General features: G+C 48.7%; 18 protein-coding genes. All 18 read left to right on the top strand.

What is annotated here, in order from left to right; genetic code table 11:
• Nucleotides 1–79: 79 nt before the first annotated feature.
• The 18 genes from MKX76_RS09655 to MKX76_RS09570 all read left to right on the top strand — a co-directional run bounded on the left by MKX76_RS09655 (nucleotide 80) and on the right by MKX76_RS09570 (nucleotide 19998).
• Nucleotides 80–784: an N-acetylmuramoyl-L-alanine amidase family protein gene (locus MKX76_RS09655; RefSeq protein ID WP_007131810.1), complete on the top strand. Its 705-nt coding sequence runs from the start codon at nucleotides 80–82 to the stop codon at nucleotides 782–784.
• 7 nt (nucleotides 785–791) lie between these two features.
• Nucleotides 792–1475, top strand: coding sequence for a GDSL-type esterase/lipase family protein (locus MKX76_RS09650; protein ID WP_007131811.1), 684 nt, complete (start codon nucleotides 792–794; stop codon nucleotides 1473–1475).
• Between the two features lie 95 nt (nucleotides 1476–1570).
• Nucleotides 1571–2977: an MBOAT family O-acyltransferase gene (locus tag MKX76_RS09645; protein WP_007131812.1), complete on the top strand. Its 1407-nt coding sequence runs from the start codon at nucleotides 1571–1573 to the stop codon at nucleotides 2975–2977.
• 10 nt (nucleotides 2978–2987) lie between these two features.
• Nucleotides 2988–4130 (top strand): DHHW family protein, encoded by a 1143-nt coding sequence (locus MKX76_RS09640; RefSeq protein WP_251535104.1) that lies wholly within the window; start codon nucleotides 2988–2990, stop codon nucleotides 4128–4130.
• 107 nt (nucleotides 4131–4237) lie between these two features.
• The gene (locus MKX76_RS09635; protein ID WP_341033612.1) at nucleotides 4238–4654 is read left to right on the top strand and encodes a DUF4358 domain-containing protein; all 417 of its coding nucleotides are present in this window, start codon (nucleotides 4238–4240) and stop codon (nucleotides 4652–4654) included.
• Between the two features lie 83 nt (nucleotides 4655–4737).
• On the top strand, nucleotides 4738–5121 hold the full coding sequence (locus MKX76_RS09630; protein WP_425262128.1) for a BlaI/MecI/CopY family transcriptional regulator: 384 nt from the start codon (nucleotides 4738–4740) through the stop codon (nucleotides 5119–5121).
• Nucleotides 5118–7157, top strand: a complete 2040-nt coding sequence (locus tag MKX76_RS09625; RefSeq protein ID WP_007131817.1) for a M56 family metallopeptidase — start codon at nucleotides 5118–5120, stop codon at nucleotides 7155–7157. The genes MKX76_RS09630 and MKX76_RS09625 overlap by 4 nt, the downstream gene beginning before the upstream one ends.
• A gap of 162 nt (nucleotides 7158–7319) precedes the next feature.
• Nucleotides 7320–7874 (top strand): GNAT family N-acetyltransferase, encoded by a 555-nt coding sequence (locus MKX76_RS09620; protein WP_007131818.1) that lies wholly within the window; start codon nucleotides 7320–7322, stop codon nucleotides 7872–7874.
• 286 nt (nucleotides 7875–8160) lie between these two features.
• Nucleotides 8161–8769, top strand: a complete 609-nt coding sequence (locus tag MKX76_RS09615; RefSeq protein ID WP_007131819.1) for a TetR/AcrR family transcriptional regulator — start codon at nucleotides 8161–8163, stop codon at nucleotides 8767–8769.
• Nucleotides 8753–9538 carry an alpha/beta fold hydrolase gene (locus MKX76_RS09610; protein ID WP_007131820.1) on the top strand — a complete coding sequence of 262 codons (786 nt, stop codon included), beginning with the start codon at nucleotides 8753–8755 and terminating at the stop codon, nucleotides 9536–9538. The genes MKX76_RS09615 and MKX76_RS09610 overlap by 17 nt, the downstream gene beginning before the upstream one ends.
• Before the next feature lie 187 nt (nucleotides 9539–9725).
• Nucleotides 9726–10880 (top strand): selenium metabolism membrane protein YedE/FdhT, encoded by a 1155-nt coding sequence (gene yedE, locus MKX76_RS09605; RefSeq protein ID WP_050954077.1) that lies wholly within the window; start codon nucleotides 9726–9728, stop codon nucleotides 10878–10880.
• Nucleotides 10870–11097, top strand: coding sequence for a sulfurtransferase-like selenium metabolism protein YedF (gene yedF / locus MKX76_RS09600; protein ID WP_007131822.1), 228 nt, complete (start codon nucleotides 10870–10872; stop codon nucleotides 11095–11097). Before yedE ends, yedF begins: the two co-directional genes overlap by 11 nt.
• 729 nt (nucleotides 11098–11826) lie before the next feature.
• Complete coding sequence (locus tag MKX76_RS09595) at nucleotides 11827–13572, top strand: histidine kinase (protein WP_341033607.1); 1746 nt, start codon at nucleotides 11827–11829, stop codon at nucleotides 13570–13572.
• A complete protein-coding gene (locus MKX76_RS09590; protein WP_007131825.1) occupies nucleotides 13572–14906 on the top strand; it encodes a response regulator transcription factor in 1335 nt (444 codons plus the stop codon). Before MKX76_RS09595 ends, MKX76_RS09590 begins: the two co-directional genes overlap by 1 nt.
• 160 nt (nucleotides 14907–15066) lie before the next feature.
• Entirely contained in the window at nucleotides 15067–16794 is a 1728-nt protein-coding gene (locus MKX76_RS09585; protein ID WP_028406640.1) for an extracellular solute-binding protein, read from the top strand.
• A gap of 109 nt (nucleotides 16795–16903) precedes the next feature.
• Entirely contained in the window at nucleotides 16904–17794 is an 891-nt protein-coding gene (locus tag MKX76_RS09580; protein ID WP_007131827.1) for an ABC transporter permease, read from the top strand.
• A 15-nt stretch (nucleotides 17795–17809) separates the two neighbouring features.
• Entirely contained in the window at nucleotides 17810–18697 is an 888-nt protein-coding gene (locus tag MKX76_RS09575; protein WP_007131828.1) for a carbohydrate ABC transporter permease, read from the top strand.
• A gap of 35 nt (nucleotides 18698–18732) precedes the next feature.
• A complete protein-coding gene (locus tag MKX76_RS09570; RefSeq protein WP_007131829.1) occupies nucleotides 18733–19998 on the top strand; it encodes a Gfo/Idh/MocA family protein in 1266 nt (421 codons plus the stop codon).
• Nucleotides 19999–20067: the final 69 nt, after the last annotated feature.

The following is a 20067-nucleotide window of genomic DNA, read 5'->3' as shown; positions in this document are numbered from 1 at the left end:
ATCTATAAATCATTTTGATTTCATCTGCATTTTATCTTTATCTCACCCTCGTAAACTCTTTTCGTGAGGAGGAGAGAGAATGAGAAAGAGAATACCTATGGTGCTGTTTATCTTGTCTGCCATGCTGTTCGTGCTGCTGTACAACGTTTACTCGGGAGACCGCGGCAAAAGCGATGCCGAGCATCAAATGACGGGCTTCTTAGGCAAGAATGGAACTGCATCGCATCCGCCGGGGATACCATTCAAAGTGGTGATCGATCCCGGGCATGGGGGGAAGGATCATGGTGCGACCGGGGCCAGCGGAGGCTTCGAGAAGGATTTTACGCTGCAGCTGGCGCTCAAGGTTGAGGAGCTGGCGATGCAGGAGCCGCAAATCGAGGTGCATCTCACTCGAGCTGAAGACCAATTTATATCCTCGATTGACCGGGAAAGGCCGAATTTCGCCAATGAACTTGGAGCGGACTTGTTTATTTCGATTCACGGCAATACGTTTGAGGATCCTAGCGTTTCTGGAGTAGAAACCTACTATTATCATAGAAATTCCTATCCTTTGGCTGAAATCATCCAGAAGCATATGGTGCAAGGCAGCGGGTTTCGTGATCGGGGGGTCAAGCAAGAGGATTATTTTGTCGTGAAGGATACGAATATGCCGGCTGTACTAATCGAGACAGGCTATTTAACGAATCCGCAAGAGGAGCAACAATTGCTGACCGATGAGGTTCAATACCGACTAGCCGGTTCCATTCTGGATGGAATCAAGGAATACCTGCAAATACATGAATGAGGGGAAGATGGACATGCGTAAAAAAATCACCTTGACTATTCTAATGGGGAGCATCGTGCTGTCATTAGCAGCATGCGGAAACCAATCAGCGGACCAATCCGCAGTGCAGCCTGTGTCCCAAGCACAGGGACGGGAGGGAGCTGCATCGGGATCCACAGTTAAGGTGTATCAACAGACATTCGAGAACAGTGTGTTTCTGGGGGATTCCATTACGGAGGGACTGTCCTTCCACGATGTACTGGACGAGAAGAATGTTCTCGCAGGCGCGGGGAAAACGGCGGAGTTCGCCCTTGAAGATATCGAAGAGTTGGTCAAGCGAAAACCGAAGCAGGTGTTTATCCAGCTGGGCTCAGACGATATTTTATGGCCGACGGACGATCCGCTGACGTACGCCATGAACAACTATGCCAAGCTGATCGGCATGATCAGGGATAAGCTTCCGGAGATCCAAATCACGCTGTTAACGGTTACTCCGGTGACAGAGGAGGCAATAAAGAAGGAGCCCCGTTACAACACGATTCCGGATTTCAATCTGGCGCTAGAAAATCTTGCTGGCAATGAGCAAGTCGGCTTCGTTGATCTAGCCCCGATCTTTAAGGATTCGGCTGATATGTATGATTCGGACGGGATTCATTTCAAACCCGAGTTCTATGCAAGGATGCTGGATTTGTTGAAAGAGCACGTGAAATAACATGCGAACCGCTCGTTGGCACGCCAGCAGAACATCGGTTTTGTCCCCAGCGCAGAGGATGTTCTTGCACCGGAATAGGTTGGGGGTGACGGATCTTGGTTTTTAGCAGTCTTATCTTTCTGTTTCTTTTTCTCCCGGTCACCCTGTTGATGTACTATGTGTCGCCGAGGAGGCTGCGCAATGCTGTTTTGCTGGTTGCTAGTTTGATTTTTTATGCTTGGGGAGAGCCCGTGTACATTCTGATAATGGTGTTCTCCACGGTGTTCGATTATTATAACGGACTGCTTATCGACAAGTTCAGGCATCGGAAGCGGATCGCCAGAGCGATATTGATCGGTTCGATGGTCGGGAGCTTAGGAATTCTCGGATTTTTCAAATATGCCGGATTTATTATAGATAACATCAATCGGCTATTCCATTTGCAACTTCAAACAGCTGATCTGCCGCTGCCGCTTGGCATCTCCTTTTATACATTTCAAACGATGTCCTATGTCGTGGACGTTTACCTGGATAAAGTGCCGGTGCAAAGAAATATCATCTCCTTCGGGGCATACGTGACGATGTTCCCGCAGCTTGTAGCGGGTCCCATTGTTAAATACGGCGATATCGCTGGTCAGCTGGATGGACGCAGGGTGAGTCTGCATCGTTTCGGCGAAGGGGCCGAGCTGTTTATCCGGGGACTGGCCAAAAAAGTGCTGCTTGCCAACAATATCGGTTTGCTGTGGGCCAGCGTCAAAGCGGAGCCGGTCGCCGAGCTGTCCGTTTTATCCGCATGGCTTGGCATCATTGCATTTACGCTGCAAATCTATTTCGATTTCAGCGGGTATTCCGATATGGCTCGCGGGCTAGGCAGGATGTTCGGATTCGATTTCATGGAGAATTTCCGTTACCCGTATATTTCAAAAAGCGTGACGGAATTTTGGCGCAGATGGCATATCTCGCTCGGTACTTGGTTTCGGGAGTATGTCTATATCCCGCTTGGCGGAAACAGGTCAGGGCTGCCTAAGCAGTTGCGGAATTTACTAGTGGTATGGTGTTTAACGGGTTTATGGCATGGCGCCAGCTGGAATTTTATCGTCTGGGGATTGTATTTCGGTTTGTTCGTTGTGCTCGAGAAGCTGTTTCTACTAAAAATACTTGGACGCGTTCCTGCCGTTGCTGCCCATTTGTATACGCTCATGATTGTAATGGTTGGCTGGGTGTTGTTCGAAATGGAGGATTTGGGTGCGGCGGGACATTTCATTCGTGTCCTGTTCGGTTTCGGCGTGGAAGGATTCGTCGATCGTCAGGCACTCTATAGGTTGTCCACCAATGCCGTATTGTTAGTTGTATTGGCCATCTGTGCAACACCGCTGCCACGTAAAGCTCTATCGTATGTGAAGACAAGATGGAGCACAACCAGCACTGCTGCAGTTCCGGTTATCTACTTGTTGTTCCTTCTGCTGACAACGGCCTATCTGGTCAACGAAACGTACAATCCATTTTTATACTTTCGATTTTGAGGAGGGGGCAATGGACAAGAACGACAAAATCAACGGGACATGCATAGCCCTTCTGCTGCTCTCGTTTATCGGCGTGTTCGGCGCTCTGAATCTCGCAATGGCGGACCGGACCTTCTCGGAATCGGAGAACCGGGTGCTGAAGCAGCTGCCGCCTTTTTCCTTAAAAGCCGTGTTGTCAGGGACCTTTACGTCCGATTTCGAGGCTTACGTTTCCGATCAATTCGTCTTTCGGGATCGATGGATCGGGCTTAAAACGGACGCGGACCGCATCCAGGGGAAAAAGGAAAGCAACGGCGTTTATCTCGGAAAAGACGGCTATCTGATTCAAAAATTTGTTCCTCCGATTGAAGGGGATTTGCAAGAGAAAATGGCTGCCATTCTTGCGTTCGATGAAGCCACACCTGATCTTCGCAAATACGTAATGATCGTTCCCACAGCAGCGACGGTGCTGCAAGACAAGCTTCCAAGGTTTACGGAAACCGGCGTGGAGGCAGCATATTTAAGCGATATCTGGCGCTCGCTGCCTCAGGGTATCCATTACGTCGACGTATTGCCTGCATTATATGGCAAGCCGGAACAGCATGTTTTTTATAAAACGGACCATCACTGGACAACGAAAGGCGCTTATCTGGCTTACCTGGAGTTGTGCAAGCATATGGGGTTGGTCCCGAACGAAGAAAGCGGCTTTGATATTCAGAAGATCACCGACGAATTTTACGGTTCGCTCTATTCGAGAAGCGGTTATCGACATGTGCAGCCTGACAGCATCGAGTTGTTCCTGCGGAGCGATCCGCCAAAGATTAAGGTTACCTATGCCGACGAAGGAGAAACCACGGATTCGCTATATGCGATGGACAATCTGCAGAAAAAAAAGGATAAGTATGAGGTCTTTCTCAACGGCAACCATGGACTTGTCCACATCGCAACAGCTCAAACGAACGAGAAAAAGCTGCTGGTGGTCAAAGACTCGTACGCCAACAGCTTCATTCCTTTTTTAGTCGAGCATTACAGCGAAATCTTCGTGGTGGACTTGCGTTATTATGCTGATGATCTGGCCGCTCTCGTGCAAGAGCATGACATCCGCGACATGCTGATGCTTTATAACGCGAATACATTTCGTGAAGACCCATCTATAAAGAATCTATTGGAGTGAGATATATGATAAATCAATTGAATTGTAGAAGAAGGATATCCCCCCTGATCTTGGCGATTGTCGTTGCGATTTGCGTGCTATCCGGTTGCTCGGGGAAGGATGATAAAATGGCGGCTCAGCTTACGGCCAGCGAAGTAGGCGAGCAGATTATGCAAGCGGTGGACCTTGAGGCGATGCGTGAAGGGGATCAGGAGAAGCTTCAAAAATTGTACAAGCTCGATCTGGACGGCGTGGAGGATTTCATTCTTTACACATCAACATCGAACGTGAAAGCGGATGAATGGGCTGTCATCAAGCTTAAGGACCCGCATGAAGCGGAAGCTGTCAAAAAGAAAGTGGAGGCGCGCATCAACGAACAGAAAGCGAAATTCAGGGACTATCGTCCGGACGAGTATTTTTTAGTTGAAAATCATGTGTTAAAGGTGAAAGGGCCATTTGTTTTCATTGCGGTTTCCAAAGAAGCGGATCGTATGGGGGAAGCGTTTGACGACGCTTTGACCCAGGGGGGAAGCAGTGGGAATTAATGGTTGACAACTTCCGTTTACGAATGTAATCTATTAATTGTCAATCGATCGATTACAAATGTAAATAGAAATGGCAGGATGATATTATGAACAAAACTTCTCGCATATCGGAAGCTGAATGGGAAGTGATGAAGGTTTTGTGGGGCCACTCGCCGGCAACCGCACAGGAAGTCATTAATGCATTAAGCCCGGAATCCGATTGGAAGCCGGCAACCGTAAAAACATTGATTAACCGATTGCTCAAGAAGGAAGTCATTGGTTATGAACAAAACGGAAAGACTTATCTTTACTACCCATTGCTAAGTGAAGAAGAATGCCTGCGGGCGGAGAGCAGCTCGTTTCTTCAGCGGTTGTATGGAGGTGCGTTGAAGCCGATGCTGGTCCATTTTTTTAAGGAGGAAAAGCTGACAGAGGAGGAGATCGAGGATTTAAAGCGGATTCTCGATGAGAGGAAAAGATCAACATGAGTTCAGTGATGGCGTGGATCCCCCCTATCGTTCATTGGGTGGTTGAAGTCTCGTTCATGGCAACCGTGATGGTTTTGCTCATTTTAGTCATTCGCGCCTTGCTGAAGCATCGTTTGCCGATTAAGTGGCAATACGGATTGTGGTTGTTGCTGATTGTCCGGCTGCTGCTTCCATGGGCGCCAGAAAGCAGTTTGAGCTTGTTTAATCTTTTCCCGTTTATACATCAGGATTCATGGCAAGCCCCTGTCAAACTTGCCGATCCAGAGCCAGCTCTACCTGGGGAGCCCGAGGGATATTTGCCGTCCACTGTGACGTCCGGTCCCCATGCTTCGGAATCACTGATTAACGCGGAAATAGACATGCCCCCTCCATCTACATATGGAAAAGTATCTCTTTGGAGAGATACTGCTATTTTTATTGTCTGGTCTGTAGGCGTACTGATCTTCGGCCTGCGACTCGTTAAGGTGCACATCGCATTTAGTAGAGGACTGAAGGAAACGCCGCCAATACCAGCAGAGTTTCATCTAGTCGATCTGCTGGACCGGTGCAGGCAAGAAATTGGCGTGAATAGGAGCATTCCGCTATTGGTTTCACCCGCAATGGCAGGGCCTGGCCTGTATGGTCTTGTTCGACCTCGAATCTTACTGCCAGCCCAATGCGCCGAGACGTTTAGTTCCAAGGAGCTGCGTTATATTTTCCTTCACGAGCTCGTTCATATGAAGCGAAAGGATATCGCTGTAAACGTGATCATGACCTTATTGCTGATCGTGCAGTGGTTTAACCCCGTACTATGGTACGCTTATCGTAAATTGCGGGAAGATCAAGAGCTGTCGTGCGATGCCGCGACCATTTCGCATATAGGTAGTGATGAGGCGAAGGAATACGGCTATACCATCGTAAAACTGCTGGAAGGAAGTGCAAGCCGTCCCAGCAGGCTATTGGCTACTGCGAATTTTTCGCCGGGACATGGTGAATTGAAGAGGAGAATGATGATGATTGCTAAATTTAAGAGACAGTCCTTTAAATGGTCCGTAACTGGACTTGTCATGATTCTACTGTTGGTCGCTGTTTCATTGACCAATGCAAAGGCAGCGGATGTAAACCCAGTAAGCCCCGATCTGGCAAAAGAGATCGCGAAACAGGAATCAATCAATGTTCCCATCCTGTCAGAAATAGATCCGACAATTCGTGAGCAAGTCGAAGACACGGTCCGAAACATCATGATAGATCTTGGAATGGCGCTCCACTTAAAGAAAGTGGAGCATGTACCGGAGAATCATCAGTGGTTCCTCGAATTCGAAGGGGATGGAACTGGAATGGCAAATCTCTGGGTAGACGATAAGAGCGGCAAATTCGAGAACGCTTCGATCGGTGTTGATCTGCCGCTGAATCGAGTAGAGAATGACCAGATCGATCAAGCCGTGGAAGCATTAAAGAAAGAGGGATACACAGGGGAAACTGATTTCAAGGTGCATCGGGTCATCGACAATATGCTGAAGGACGGGCCATACAGCGTCCAGACCACGTTCTCCAACACACATGCACAGGTTGTATTTACCGAGCATCGTATTCGTTCCGTCTCATTCGAGCTCGATCCTGAGCAGGTCACGGAGAAGCATCAGGAGCGAGGAAGACAAGCTCTGACTTTCTTAGGTTATGATACGGAAGCACTTATGACATCCGCAAAACGTCTTGTTTCGGACAAGGAGGAGTATATCAATCTGCAGTATGAAGATGGGAGCCATATTACGTTTCATCCAGAGACGCTAACAATCAGTCAAATCGGATTGCAAGGCAAGGAGAACAGCGGTCATAAGGACTTCAAGATGACGAAGCAAAGACTCATTGAAACTGCAAAACCACTTGCTTCCGCATTGTTTCAAACGGATCTTGGGGACTACACATTAACAATGCATCCTAAGAATCCGGGTACAGCCAGCTTCCATAAACCGGGTGAGCCCTACATTCATGTATCGTATAACGCTTCCGGAGAGATCTACTTATGGACCATCAATGAAACAGCCTTTTTTCACTAGTATTCCTGATCGGTATTAAGAACGTGGTTGCCTAAAAATCAATGGTTTATAACATTTGGTTCTGGGTTATAGAAAGGTTTACTTACGGCTCTGCACGAATCGGTGCAGGGTCTTTATTTATATGATATATTGGTTAGAACTTGAAATAGGCGGGGGAGATATATGAAGGAGATACCTACAATTCAATTAGATAGGCTCACGTTACGACCTTTTTCCTTAGAGGATGCATCCGCCGTTCAGGATTTAGCAGGAGATCCCTATATTGCGGCAACGACATTATATATTCCGCATCCATACGAGGATGGAATGGCAGAAGATTGGATAAAAACACATGCCGTTAATTATCATGAAGGTCGATCGCTTGAATTAGCGATTGTACATACCGAAGAAAAATTTCTAATCGGCGCAATTTGTATTGGACTTAATAAGATGTTTGATAACGGAGAACTTGCATATTGGATTGGTAAACCGTACAAGAATAATGGATATTGTACGGAAGCAGCAAGAGGGATCATAAGATATGCATTTGAACAATTAGATCTGAACAGGGTATATGCACGTTACCTTGGGAAGAATCCTGCATCGGGAAAGGTCATGAAGAAATTGGGCATGAAATACGAGGGAACGTTAAGACAGCATGTTCTAAAGAGGGGTGAGTACCAGGACCTTATATACTATGGTCTCTTAAAGAATGAATTTTTCTCGGAGAATACGTAATAATTATTACAATTACCTCGATTGATTCAGACATTTCCTAGCACCGCACTTTCTTTTAGTTATTATAACTTACTCCAAAGAGCCGAATTCCTTAACAAGAATGCCGGCTCTTTATTTTGTTCTCGGAATATAGCCCTCCCATCTTCTTATATCAGGAAGCGAGGGCTGTTCACGTTGATTCATCAATCGAAAATAAATGGGATTCACGAATACGACGGCTTGTTGCTATGAGAAGCACATGCTACAATTGTTAGTAAATGACCATTTACTAATGGGGGGGGTTAATATGGGCAGACCACGTGAATTCACCAATGAGAACATCTATTACGGCGTTTATCAGTCGCTATGCAAGAAGGGGTTCGCACAGACTACGCTCACGGATATAGCGAACGAGATCGGTGTATCTCCTGCAGCATTGATCAAACGATTTTCCTCAAAGAAGGGCATCTTCCTCGCTTATAGCAATTTTGTCATTCAATTGACTGAAACGAAGTTTAATGAAGCGGATCAGAGCGACGCCCCGCCGATCGAAGCGTTAAAATCCGTTTATAAAGAGGCGGTCCGGTTAGGAAATGACCCGGTTTCCCTGGCGCGCCATACCAGTTTTTATCTGGAAAGCACGACCGACCCTGAATTGCTGGAAAGGTCGAAACAGCGCCTGGCTATTATTGATGCTGGAACGAGAAGGCTGCTGAGTAAAGCTGTTCAGGGCAAGTTCCTTCAATCTTGCGATATTGAGCTGGTCAGTACCGTGCTGCAATCCGCTATCAGCGGTGCGCTCCTGATCTGGATTCGGGATGCCGGGAAGTCGCTAGACGCTCTAATCGACGATTGTTTTCGCGTTGTGATCGGACCGCTACGAATAGGGGGGAAAGAAGATGCCAACGATGACTAGCCACCATGCAGATCTATACTACGAAGTGCACGGGGAGGGTCATCCGGTCATATTTACCCATGGCGCTTCCTGGAATCACAAGCAATGGGAGCCGCAAGTTCAGTTTTTTGCCGAGAAATATAAGACGATTGTTTGGGATGTCAGAGGGCATGGTTACTCCTCACTTCCGGAAGGAAAGGTTGACTCGGAAACGTTCAGCAAAGACTTAATAGCTTTGATGGATCACCTTGGAATAAAGCGAGCCGTGCTATGCGGGTTGTCCATGGGTGGTCATATCTCCCTGCAAACCGCGATTCGGTTTCCTGAAAGGGTAGAGGCTCTTGTATTAATCGGTACTCCGTTCACCAACGCATTTAACTGGTTCGAAAAATGTTTTGTCCCCTTTAACCGTTGGTCTTCCCGGATGATCCCGATGCGGCTAACCGGTAGGATCCAGGCGGCCATGCTCTCGAAGTATAATCCGGATAACCGAGCATACATTGAGGAAGCATTCAATATGCTGACACAAGAGAGATGGCTGCGCTTATGGGATGCGATCACCCGGATGGAGAGCCGCGAGCATTTGGACCATGTACAATGTCCCGTTTTACTGCTTCAAGGCGAACATGACACCATGATTAAAAGGCAGCAGAAATATATGCACTCGAAAATAAGAAACTCGGAGCTGCACATCATTCCGAGAGCTCACCATGCAACGAATCTTGATAATCCGAATGCCGTAAATGAACAGATATCCAGGTTTTTAGTCAAGCATCGCAATGAATTTTGATCGTTCCCCCTACTTCATCTAGATCAGTGCTCAAATTTCTTACCGAATTGAATATTTTATAGTAAAATAAAATTTGCCGGTTCAATTTAAGAGTAGAGTCAAAGACTCTATCGGGTGAGGAGTTATTAAGCACGTGAAAAAATTATATGCATCATGGTTCGGAAGCTACTGGAGCCCCTATCTGGTCATGGCTTTGGCAGGTATTCTCAGTGCGGTCTATTTTGGGATCACCAACACGGTTTGGGCCGTAACCGGAGAGTTTACCCGTCTTGGAGGCCATATTCTTGAATTCTTCGGGGTGGACGTATCGGACTGGGCCTATTTCGACCTTGTCCATATGAACGGAACGACTTGGACCCGAACCGACGGTTGGATCGTGTGGGGGATGTTTATTGGAGCCCTTATTACGATTTTGCTTAGCAACAACTTCAAGATCCGGATGCCGAGACAGAAGCGGCGGTATGTGCAGGGATTCGCGGGCGGCATCATAGCGGGCTTTGGAGCCCGTTTGGCGCTGGGCTGCAATCTCGCGGCATTTTTTACCGGTGTACCTCAGTTTTCGCTGCATTCCTGGATCTTTATCGTTGCTACGGCTGCGGGCACGTTCCTGGGCGCCAAGCTGGTCAATACGAGGTGGTGGAAAGGCAAGCCAGTTCTGAAGATGGGCGGTACAACGCCGATAGCTAAGACCGGGAAAAGCCGGCAGCCCCTTCTTGGAGCGGTCCTCGGTTTAGTCTACATAGCCCTCATCGTATATTTCTATGCCACTGGACGCACCATGCTTGGAACAGCCGCACTCTTCGGAGCGGCATTCGGAATCCTGATTGAGCGGGGGCAGATCTGCTTCACTTCCGCTTTCCGCGACCTGTGGATCAGCGGCCGGGCTACGATGACCAAAGCGATTGCCGTCGGCATGGCGGTCAGCTCTGTCGCTACGTTGATCATTATTCTTGTATACGGTTTAGACCCCATTACGAAAATTGCGGCACCTAGCACCTTTATCGGCGGATTGCTGTTCGGACTGGGGATCGTCATGGCCGGCGGCTGTGAAACCGGGATGATGTACCGCCTGATGGAAGGGCAGGTCGTGTTTTTGCCAGTGTTTATCGGCAACATTATCGGAGCTACCGCTTTGGCGTTTGCTTGGGATCACATGGGGGTATATAACCTGCTTGTGAAGAGTGGCGCGCCAGTCAACCTGATCACTGAGATGGGTCCGGCGGCTGCATTACTTGTAACACTGCTAGTACTCGGGGCCGGGTTCGCGGTCGCCGCATATTGGCAGAAGAACTACCGCTACGGCGTTGGATTCAAGAAAGGAGATGCAACTCATGTCCGTTGATTTCACACTGGATCTCCGGGGGGAATCTTGTCCTTACCCGGTCATTTACACCCTCGAAACACTGCGCGATATGAAAAAAGGGCAGACGCTTCAGGTCATTTCCGACTGCCCGTCCGCTTTCCGGAATGTGCCGGAAGAGGTCGTCAAGCACGGCTACAGCATGGCACAAGAGCCGGTCAAGAACGGCCAGGAATTCAGCCTCTTTATCCAAGTGTAAGAGAAATAACGCTAAATCAATGTTCAATAATGACGAAAGCCTCCCACATTCGACAGGGAGGCTTTCTCGTGTTATTAGCGGGACTTAATTTCCGAATAAGCTTTGGATCAATTGGCTGGCGAGGCCATAGCCCAAAGGGCGGACGGTTAGATGTTGCTTCCGAGCATCATATCGACGAATAATCCGAGACCCGGTTTTCCTTCAACCCATCCAAAACAGCCTCACGCGTTGAATGGACCAGATAAACATCCCATATAAAAAGTCGAAACAGAACAATGATCGCAATGATGATGATAACGATTATGCCGTACCTCTTAGATTGAGTTTTCTCTTTGTCCACCTGAATGTCCATTTGCTACAAACCTTTCCAACCATAGATAATTGTTACCATACACCATACCAATAAATAATGGGTCCGTAAAACTCATTATCGCCAAGGTTCTAAACATTCCTCTGCTTATTAGGGATACGGGCTCATGATAGGAATCGAGAGGACATAAAGGCTTTTTTTGTTGGTGCAGCTGATGCGGACATCCGTGAATGCAAGCAGCAAAGCAATCGGGGGCTTACAGCTACACATGAAGTGTCAATGTCAGGCGCTTTCTTTGTGCTGTACGACAAGAAGTGCCGGATGTATACTTTAGAGAAAAATTAGGTGGAGGGAGGTTAAGCAGGAGATGAATTCCAGAATCAGTAACCATCTATACTTACGCCGAGAGGGGGGAGCTCATGAAGCTGCAGGCGTCCGGGAAATCATCCACTTGGTTTGTGTATCAAAAAATCGTGATCGTATTTATCGTATTATTGCTGCCTCTCATTACCATGAGCCTCTGGCTCAACTTCAAAGGAATGTCCGTTTCCAAGGATGCGATCTTGGATTCTTCATTCGCGGGGGCCTCTTTTTACTCCAAACAGCTGGACAAAGAAATGTATTTTATCCGGAATTTGCAGCTGGAGCTGCTCAATTACCAAGATTTGCAGAAGCTGGGCTTTCGGGGCGGGACCCTGGATAATTATGAAGAGGTGGCGCTGATTGACCAAATCCGGGACCGGCTTGCCACGTTAACGGTATCGAGCGAATATGTTCTGAATGCCGGCGTTTATGTGGAATCCGTGGGAAAAACCATCTCAACCTTCTCCGGGGTTACCAATACGCCGAATGTTGAAATGGAGCTGATTTCATCGCTGCTATCGGTGAAATCCAAGCCTTCGTTTTATCGAAGCGGCGACCGTATCTTTTTTATCGAAACAGAGAACAACGGCAAGATCTGGTCCTATATCGAAATAGCCAGGCCTAAGCTCCTTGAGGCTTTAAAAGAAATCGCCAAACTCTATCCCGAATCCGAGGTGCTGCTTGGAAATAAGGAGCTCGGCTCCATTCTGGCAACCGAAGAGGAACCAGCGCATACGACAGGCATCCTGGCGCTCGCCGGCAGTGGAGATTTGAATAGCCTGGAAACGCCCACCAAGGGCAGCATGCATGGCGTTGACTATTTTATTATTCAAAATGACGTCAGCTCCCTCGGATTGGAGCTGATCATGTACGTAAACCAGAATGAAATTACGCGCCCGCTGAGCCAGTTTATTACTTGGTTTTACACGTTGTTTATTATTGCACTTATCGTGCTGATCCTGTATTCGTTCTCCGTCAATTTGATGATTCACAGGCCGCTGTCCAAGCTTGTCAAGGCGTTTCATATGATAGAGACCGATAATCTGGATATTACGATCGAATCCAAATCCAAGGACGAGTTCCACTATGTGTTCAACAGCTTCAACAATATGACCCTGAAGCTTAAACACTCCATCGAAGAAAATTATGAGCAAAAAATGGCGCTTCAGCTCTCCCAGCTTAAGCAGCTTCAATCCCAGATCAATCCGCATTTTCTATACAACAGCTTTTTTAATATTTACATGATGTGCAAAGTAAACGACGCGGAAAGCGCAGCAGAGCTATCGCAGAAGCTGGGGAGCTATTATCAGTACATTACGAGAAGCGGTTCGGACGATGTTCCATTCGTCAAGGAATACCGCCATGCGCTTGATTATTGCGATATTCAGTGCATCCGTTTCTCCAACCGGATTGCATACGAGGATGGAGGGCCGTCCGGAATTCCGCTAGCCTTTTCGGTTCCTCGGCTCATCATTCAGCCGATCGTGGAGAATGTGTTCGAGCATGCGTTCGTGGACGGCATGGACGATGGGATGATCTATATCAACGCGGATTACCGAGATGGCAGGCTGCGGGTAACGGTGGAGGATAATGGGAGGATGGTAACGGATGAGCTGATCGCGCAATTAGGCGAAAGGCTGCGAGACGATTCCAAGCAAATGGAGAAGACGGGTTTGATGAATGTGCATAACCGACTTCGCCTTAAATACGGGCCCGAAAGCGGGCTGTTCATTTCGCGCAGTGTCTATGGCGGTCTTAAAGTAGAGCTGATCATAATCGACGTAAGTGAGGAGGCTTCGTAATGTATCGACTGTTGATCGTAGATGATGAACCGGTGATCACGAACGGTCTGGTTCAGTTATTTGAGGAAAACCCGGAATTTGAGCTGGATGTCCTTAAAGCGTATTCGGCCAAGGAGGCGCTTGCGATTGCCAAAAAGATGAAGCTGGATATCCTTGTCAGCGATATTCGGATGCCGCAAAAAAGCGGGCTTCAGCTGGTGGACGAGCTGATGTATTACTGGCCGATGTGCCGAATCATCTTTTTGACGGGATACAGCGAATTTGAATACGTGCACGAAGCGCTGCGCAAAAATGTGGACAATTACATCCTGAAAACCGAAGGCATCGATCCGATCTTTACTGCTGTCCAACAGGCTTGCCAGAGGCTTGATGAGGAGAATCGCCGCAGAGTACAGGAAGACAAGCTGAAGCAGCATGTAAAAATCGCCGAGCCCCTGCTGAAAAACGAACGGATGGAGCGAATCCTAGACGGGGAGCCGATCCGTACACTTTTGACCGATACGCGTTATGAAGGATTGGACTTTCGCATTTACCCTGACCTGCCTTCGTTATTTGTGATGGGGTGCATAGACGAATCGGCGCATTCGGCATCCAGGGAGATGATCTCATCCATACAGGGGATATTTATGAATGATCTACCGTCCTCGTTTAGCTGCGAGCAAGCGGTTTATGAACGAACACTCATTTGGCTTCTTCAACCGGATGCAGAATTATTGGGCCGCTTCCAAGAAGGGGAGAGCGAGGGGACGATTTCGTGGAGCGGAGTCACGGGCTATATGAAAGGGATCCTGGAGTCTATACAAAATGAATGCGACGAATTGCTCGGGGTACCGGTATCCTTCGGAATTTCAGGGAACCTGAAGGAAGCGTGGGGGACGATCCGTGAGCAATATGCAACACTGCGGATGATCCTGAAGCAAAAGCAAGCGTTGGGTCAAAGCATGGTGATCACCGACATTTCGAAAGTAGGCAGACCGATTGGGAACACGGACGAACAAGCGCGACATCGCGAGGGTGATTCGAAATCATTGGTCATTGCCCAGATTCAGAAATACATACAGGACCATCTGGCCGGGGATGTCTCCTTGACCGCGATCGCGCAGGAGGTGCATTTTAATCCATCCTACCTGTCCCGCTACTACAAGCAGATGACGGGGCAGAATTTGCTGGAATATATTCAGGCCAAGCGCCTTGAAGCAGCAATCGACTACATGCGGAACACGGACTTAAAGCTGCAGGAGATCGCTGCCCGGGTCGGTTTCGATTCGCATTCGTATTTCACGACGTTTTTTAAGCGGAAGATGGGCATGTCTCCTCAGGAATACCGCAGTTGACGGAGCCGGGTTATCGCGCAGCCTTGAAAACAAGTAAATAAATTGAAAGCTATGTAAAAATCTTAAAATTGATAGCGCTTTCTTCCGGCATATATAATTGGACCCAAGAAGTAAAGACCAAAGCAGTCTACAAACGATTCGAAGGGGGAAAGCCATCGACATGAAAAGAATCAAGCCATGGAAAATGATTTTGCTTGCCACATTGTCGTTATTTGTCATATCTGCATGTTCAGGTCAAGGTAAAGAGCCAGCAAGTTCCCAGCCGCAAACCGAGACCAAAGAAGAGGGCGGCACGGCGGCGGCTCCGCCTGATCCGTTGGGGAAATATCCCGAGACGGTAACCGTAACGGAGGTAATGGGCTTCAATCCGCCCGAAGATCCCCGGACGCCGAAGGGCATTACGCCGGAGCAGAATGCTTATCTTAAAGATTTGAAAGAAATGCTGAACATTGAAGTGAAATACAAATGGACGGTCCCATCCAGCCAATTTAGTCAAAAGTTCTCGCTTGCCTTGGCTTCTGGCGACCTGCCGGATATTTTGGAGCTGGACGGTAAAAATTTCGAAAAGCTGAAGAAGCAGGGGATGCTTGCCGATCTGACCGAGGCCTACAACGATTACGCATCGCCGACATTAAAGAAGTATATGGAGTCTGACGGCGGTTTCGCCATGAAGACGTATTCCCAGGACGGCAAACAGTTAGGAATCCCGGCTTTTGAGGACCCTTTCTTATCGACGCAGCTGCTCTGGATTCGCAAGGACTGGCTCGACAACCTGAAGCTTGAACCTCCTAAAACCATGGACGAGCTGGAGATGGTCGCCAAAGCATTTGTCCAGCAGGATCCGGACCAAAACGGCAAGAACGACACCTACGGACTCGTGCTGCAAAAGAATTTGTTCTTCTGGGGCTTTGACGCAAGAGGATTCTTCAACGGCTTTGGCGCGTATCCGTCCATGGGCGATGGTCAAACGGCATGGATTCAAGACGGCAGCGGAAAGCTGATTCCGGGTCTGATCCAGCCGGAGGTAAAAACAGCGCTTGGCAAGCTTCAATCCTGGTACAAAGAAGGCATCCTGGATAAAGAGTTTGCGCTCAAGGACGAGAACAAAGCGGTCGAGGACATTACCGCAGGCAAAGTCGGCATTTCCTACGGGGAATGGTGGTATCCGAACTGGCCGCTGAACCTGAATGTGGATAAAGATCCGAACGCGAATTGGATTGCCATTCAAATTCCTGGTTTAGACGGTCCGGGCAAATCGCTGGTGCCTAAAATCCGGGGTGACAAGGTATATGCGGTGAACAAGAAAATGAAGAACCCTGAAGCCGCTATCAAAATGATCAATTTCTATATTGAGATGGGGAATAAGGAGTATTTGAATCAGAACCAGGCAGAGAAGGGATATGTATACAACTGGTTCAGTCCGCGGATCTATAACCCTGCCCAGATCGAAACCATTTACACCGAAGTGAATAAAGCGCTTGAAGCGAATCAGACGGAAATTACGCTGGATGATGAAAATTACAAGAACGTCGCCGACGTCTTCAAGGCCACCAAGGATTACTTGGCTGGTGATACATCGAACGCGAGTAAAGGCGTGAACTGGGGACAATATTTCAGCCGTGCAGCGAAGGACGGCGGCTGGGGCTTGACCCGCCAGATCAAAGAAAAACAGGCGTTTGTCAACCACGAGTTCTACGGTCTTCCAACGGCCACGCAGGTGGAGAAGGGGGCCCAGCTGGATAAGCTTATGCAGGAGACCTTCACCAAAATTATTATGGGGTCTTCCGTGGATGAATTCGATAAGTTTGTTGCCAGCTGGAAGTCGCTTGGCGGCGACGAAATTACGCAAGAAGTCAATGATTGGTACAGCCAGCAAGCCGTAAAATAGTCGTTCCAAAGCGGGGAGGAGGCGTTACCGGTTACCGGCGCCTCCCCCCCGTTTTACAAATTCATAGAGCTTACGTTGCCATATCCTGAAATGTCCGGGAGGTCCAGCTGTGAGAACGCTGAAAAAAGAATACTTGCTTCATTTGATGTTGCTGCCCGGTGTTATCGTGACACTGATATACGCCTATGGGCCGATGGTAGGCCTGGTGATGGCGTTTCAACAATTTGAGCCGCTGTCCGGCTTCTTTCACTCCGAATTCGTTGGATTTGAAAATTTTCAGTACGTGTTCGGGCTGCCGGATTTTAAGCAGGTCATGTGGAATACGCTCGTCATTTCCGTATTTAAGATGGTCCTGCATCTGCTTGTGCCGTTAATACTCGCCCTGCTGCTTAACGAGGTCACCCGAAAGTGGTTTTCCCGGTTTGTGCAATCCGCCATTTTCCTGCCATTCTTCCTATCCTGGACGGTTCTCGGCGGCGTCATCATCGAATTATTCTCGCTTAGCGGTCCGGTAAACGGGTTACTGACCGCCTTTCATCTGGAGCCGATCATGTTCATGCTGGATAATGACTGGTTCCGTGGGATCATCATCGGCTCGGACGTCTGGAAGGGCATGGGCTATAACATGATCGTGATGCTCGCAGCCATCGCGGGGATCAATGCCAATCTTTATGAGGCTGCTGAGGTCGATGGTGCCGGAAAATGGAAGCAAATGCTCCATATCACGCTGCCGGGCATGGCTCCGATCGTGATTCTTCTTGCCGTGCTAAGCCTGGGGGGAATCCTGAATGCGGGCTTCGAGCAGATCCTGATTATGTATAATCCGACGGTTTATGAAGGCTCGGATATTATCGATACGTTCGTCTACAGGCTCGGCATGTTCAGCCAGCAATTCGGACCGGCGGCCGCCGTCGGGCTGTTTAAATCGGTCATTTCGCTTGTCCTGGTGTCCGTGACCTATTATGCGGCTTACAAATATAACAATTACCGGATCTTTTAGGCTGGGGGGAGAGAAATGCACAGACCAACGATGAGCAGAAGACTGTTTGTCTTGTTGAATACGCTGCTGCTTACGACGATCACTGTACTTGGCATTATTCCATTCATTCACTTGCTTTCGATTTCCTTAAGCTCGAATACCGCCGCCATGGCTGGTGAAGTGAAGCTGTGGCCGGTTGGTTTTAATGTAGATGCTTATCGGTACCTTGGAGAGAAAGTGGAATTCTTCCTCTCGTTCGGCGTTTCACTGGAGCGGGTCGTTCTGGGAACGGCTGTCAATATGTTCTTGATATTCATTACGGCATACCCGCTATCGAAATCGAAGGAGCAATTCAAGCACAGGACGCTTTATGTGTGGTTCTTTGCCATTACGATGTTTTTTGGAGGCGGATTAATTCCGACTTATATCACGGTTAAAAATACGGGACTGATTGATTCGATCTGGGCTTTGATTCTCCCAGGCGCGCTTAACGTATGGAATATGGTGCTGATGCTGAACTTCTTCCGGACGATTCCCAAAGAACTGGATGAAGCGGCTACGATTGACGGGGCAGGACACTGGCGGGTGTTATGGAGCATTTATCTGCCTGTATCCCTTCCGTCCATTGCGACCATCGGCTTGTTCACCATTGTGGGTCACTGGAATTCGTGGTTCGACGGCATCCTGTATCTCAACTCGCCGGAGAAATACCCGCTCCAGACGTACCTGTCGACATTGATTATGTCCATAAACTCGCAAATGACGTCCATCTCGATCGAACAGCTTAAGGCGATGGAGAATTTAAGCGAGAAAACGCTCCGAACGGCCCAAATCTTTATGGGTGCGCTTCCGATTATGCTCGTCTATCCGTTCCTGCAGAAATATTTTGTTAAAGGAATAACCGTCGGCAGCGTGAAGGAATAAAGCAGCGGAGCAAGCAGGAAGGGGAGAGCTATTATATGAAAAAAGTGTCGGTTGCATTAATCGGAGCCGGGCTTCGCGGAATCAATTATTTGGAGTATGCGCTGCAGCATCCCATGGAGCTCGAAGTCACCGCCGTGGCGGAGCCGGTTCGGGAGCGAAGAGAGAGCTTTAAGCATAGGCATTGGATCGACGATGCCAATTGCTTCGAGGATTGGGACGCATTTTTTGCCGCGCCCAAGATGGCTGACGCCGTCCTGATCTGCACCCAGGATAAGCAGCATTTCGAGCCGACGATGCGCGCGCTGCAGGCGGGATATCATGTGCTGCTGGAGAAGCCGATGTCGCCGGATCCGGAAGAATGCATACGGATGGGGGAAATGGCTTCAAAGGCCGGAAAGGTGTTTTCGATCTGCCACGTGCTGCGGTATTCGCCGTTCTTTCGGACGCTGAAGGAGCTGCTGGAAGAGGGCGTGATCGGCCGCCTGATGTCCATCCAGCATAATGAAAATGTGGGATACTGGCATCAGGCACACAGCTTTGTAAGAGGGAATTGGCGCCGCAAGGATGAATCCAGCCCTATGATTCTGGCAAAGTCCTGCCACGATCTGGACATCTTGCTCTGGCTGGCGGATGCGGACTGCGTTCGGGTATCCTCCTTCGGTTCACTCACTCATTTTACGGCTGCCGAAGCGCCGGAAGGAGCGCCGCTGCGCTGTCTGGACGGATGCCCGGCGGCGGATGAATGTCTCTACTATGCGCCAAATCTTTATTTAACGGCGGATACGAACTGGCCGACATCTGCCATCAGCGACGACATGAGCTACAGTGCGCGGTATAAGGCGCTGCAGGAAGGACCGTATGGCCGATGCGTTTATCATTGCGATAACGACGTGGTTGATCACCAGGTGGTGAATTTAGAGTTTTCGAACAGCGTCACGGCAGCATTTACGATGAGTGCCTTTACAAGGGACGTGAGCCGGACGATCAAGCTGATGGGAACGCGCGGTGAGATCCGGGGGGCCATGGAAAAAAACGAAATCGAGATCATTCATTTTGGCAGCGGAAAGGTCGAAAGGATTTCCTTTGACGATATGGGCGGTCATGTCGGCCACGGGGGCGGGGACATGCGCTTGATCAAGGATTTTCTGAAGCTGGTCCGCGACGGTGGTCAAACGCAAGGGCTTACCTCGGCGGACCGCTCTGTGCAGAGCCATCTGATGGCCTTTGCAGCCGAGCAATCCCGAATCGAGGGATCGATTATTCGTCTTGAAGAGTTTCGACAGCGTTATACCGCCAAATGATTCACATAGAAATGACAAAATGCCGGTCTTTAAGATCGGCATTTTCATTATTAATCGTTGCTTAATCGT

Origin of the sequence: Paenibacillus sp. FSL R5-0810, from assembly GCF_038002285.1 — a bacterium.
Classification (GTDB): Bacteria; Bacillota; Bacilli; order Paenibacillales; family Paenibacillaceae; genus Paenibacillus_AQ; species Paenibacillus_AQ lactis.
This window is presented reverse-complemented; position numbering and strand designations above follow the sequence as displayed.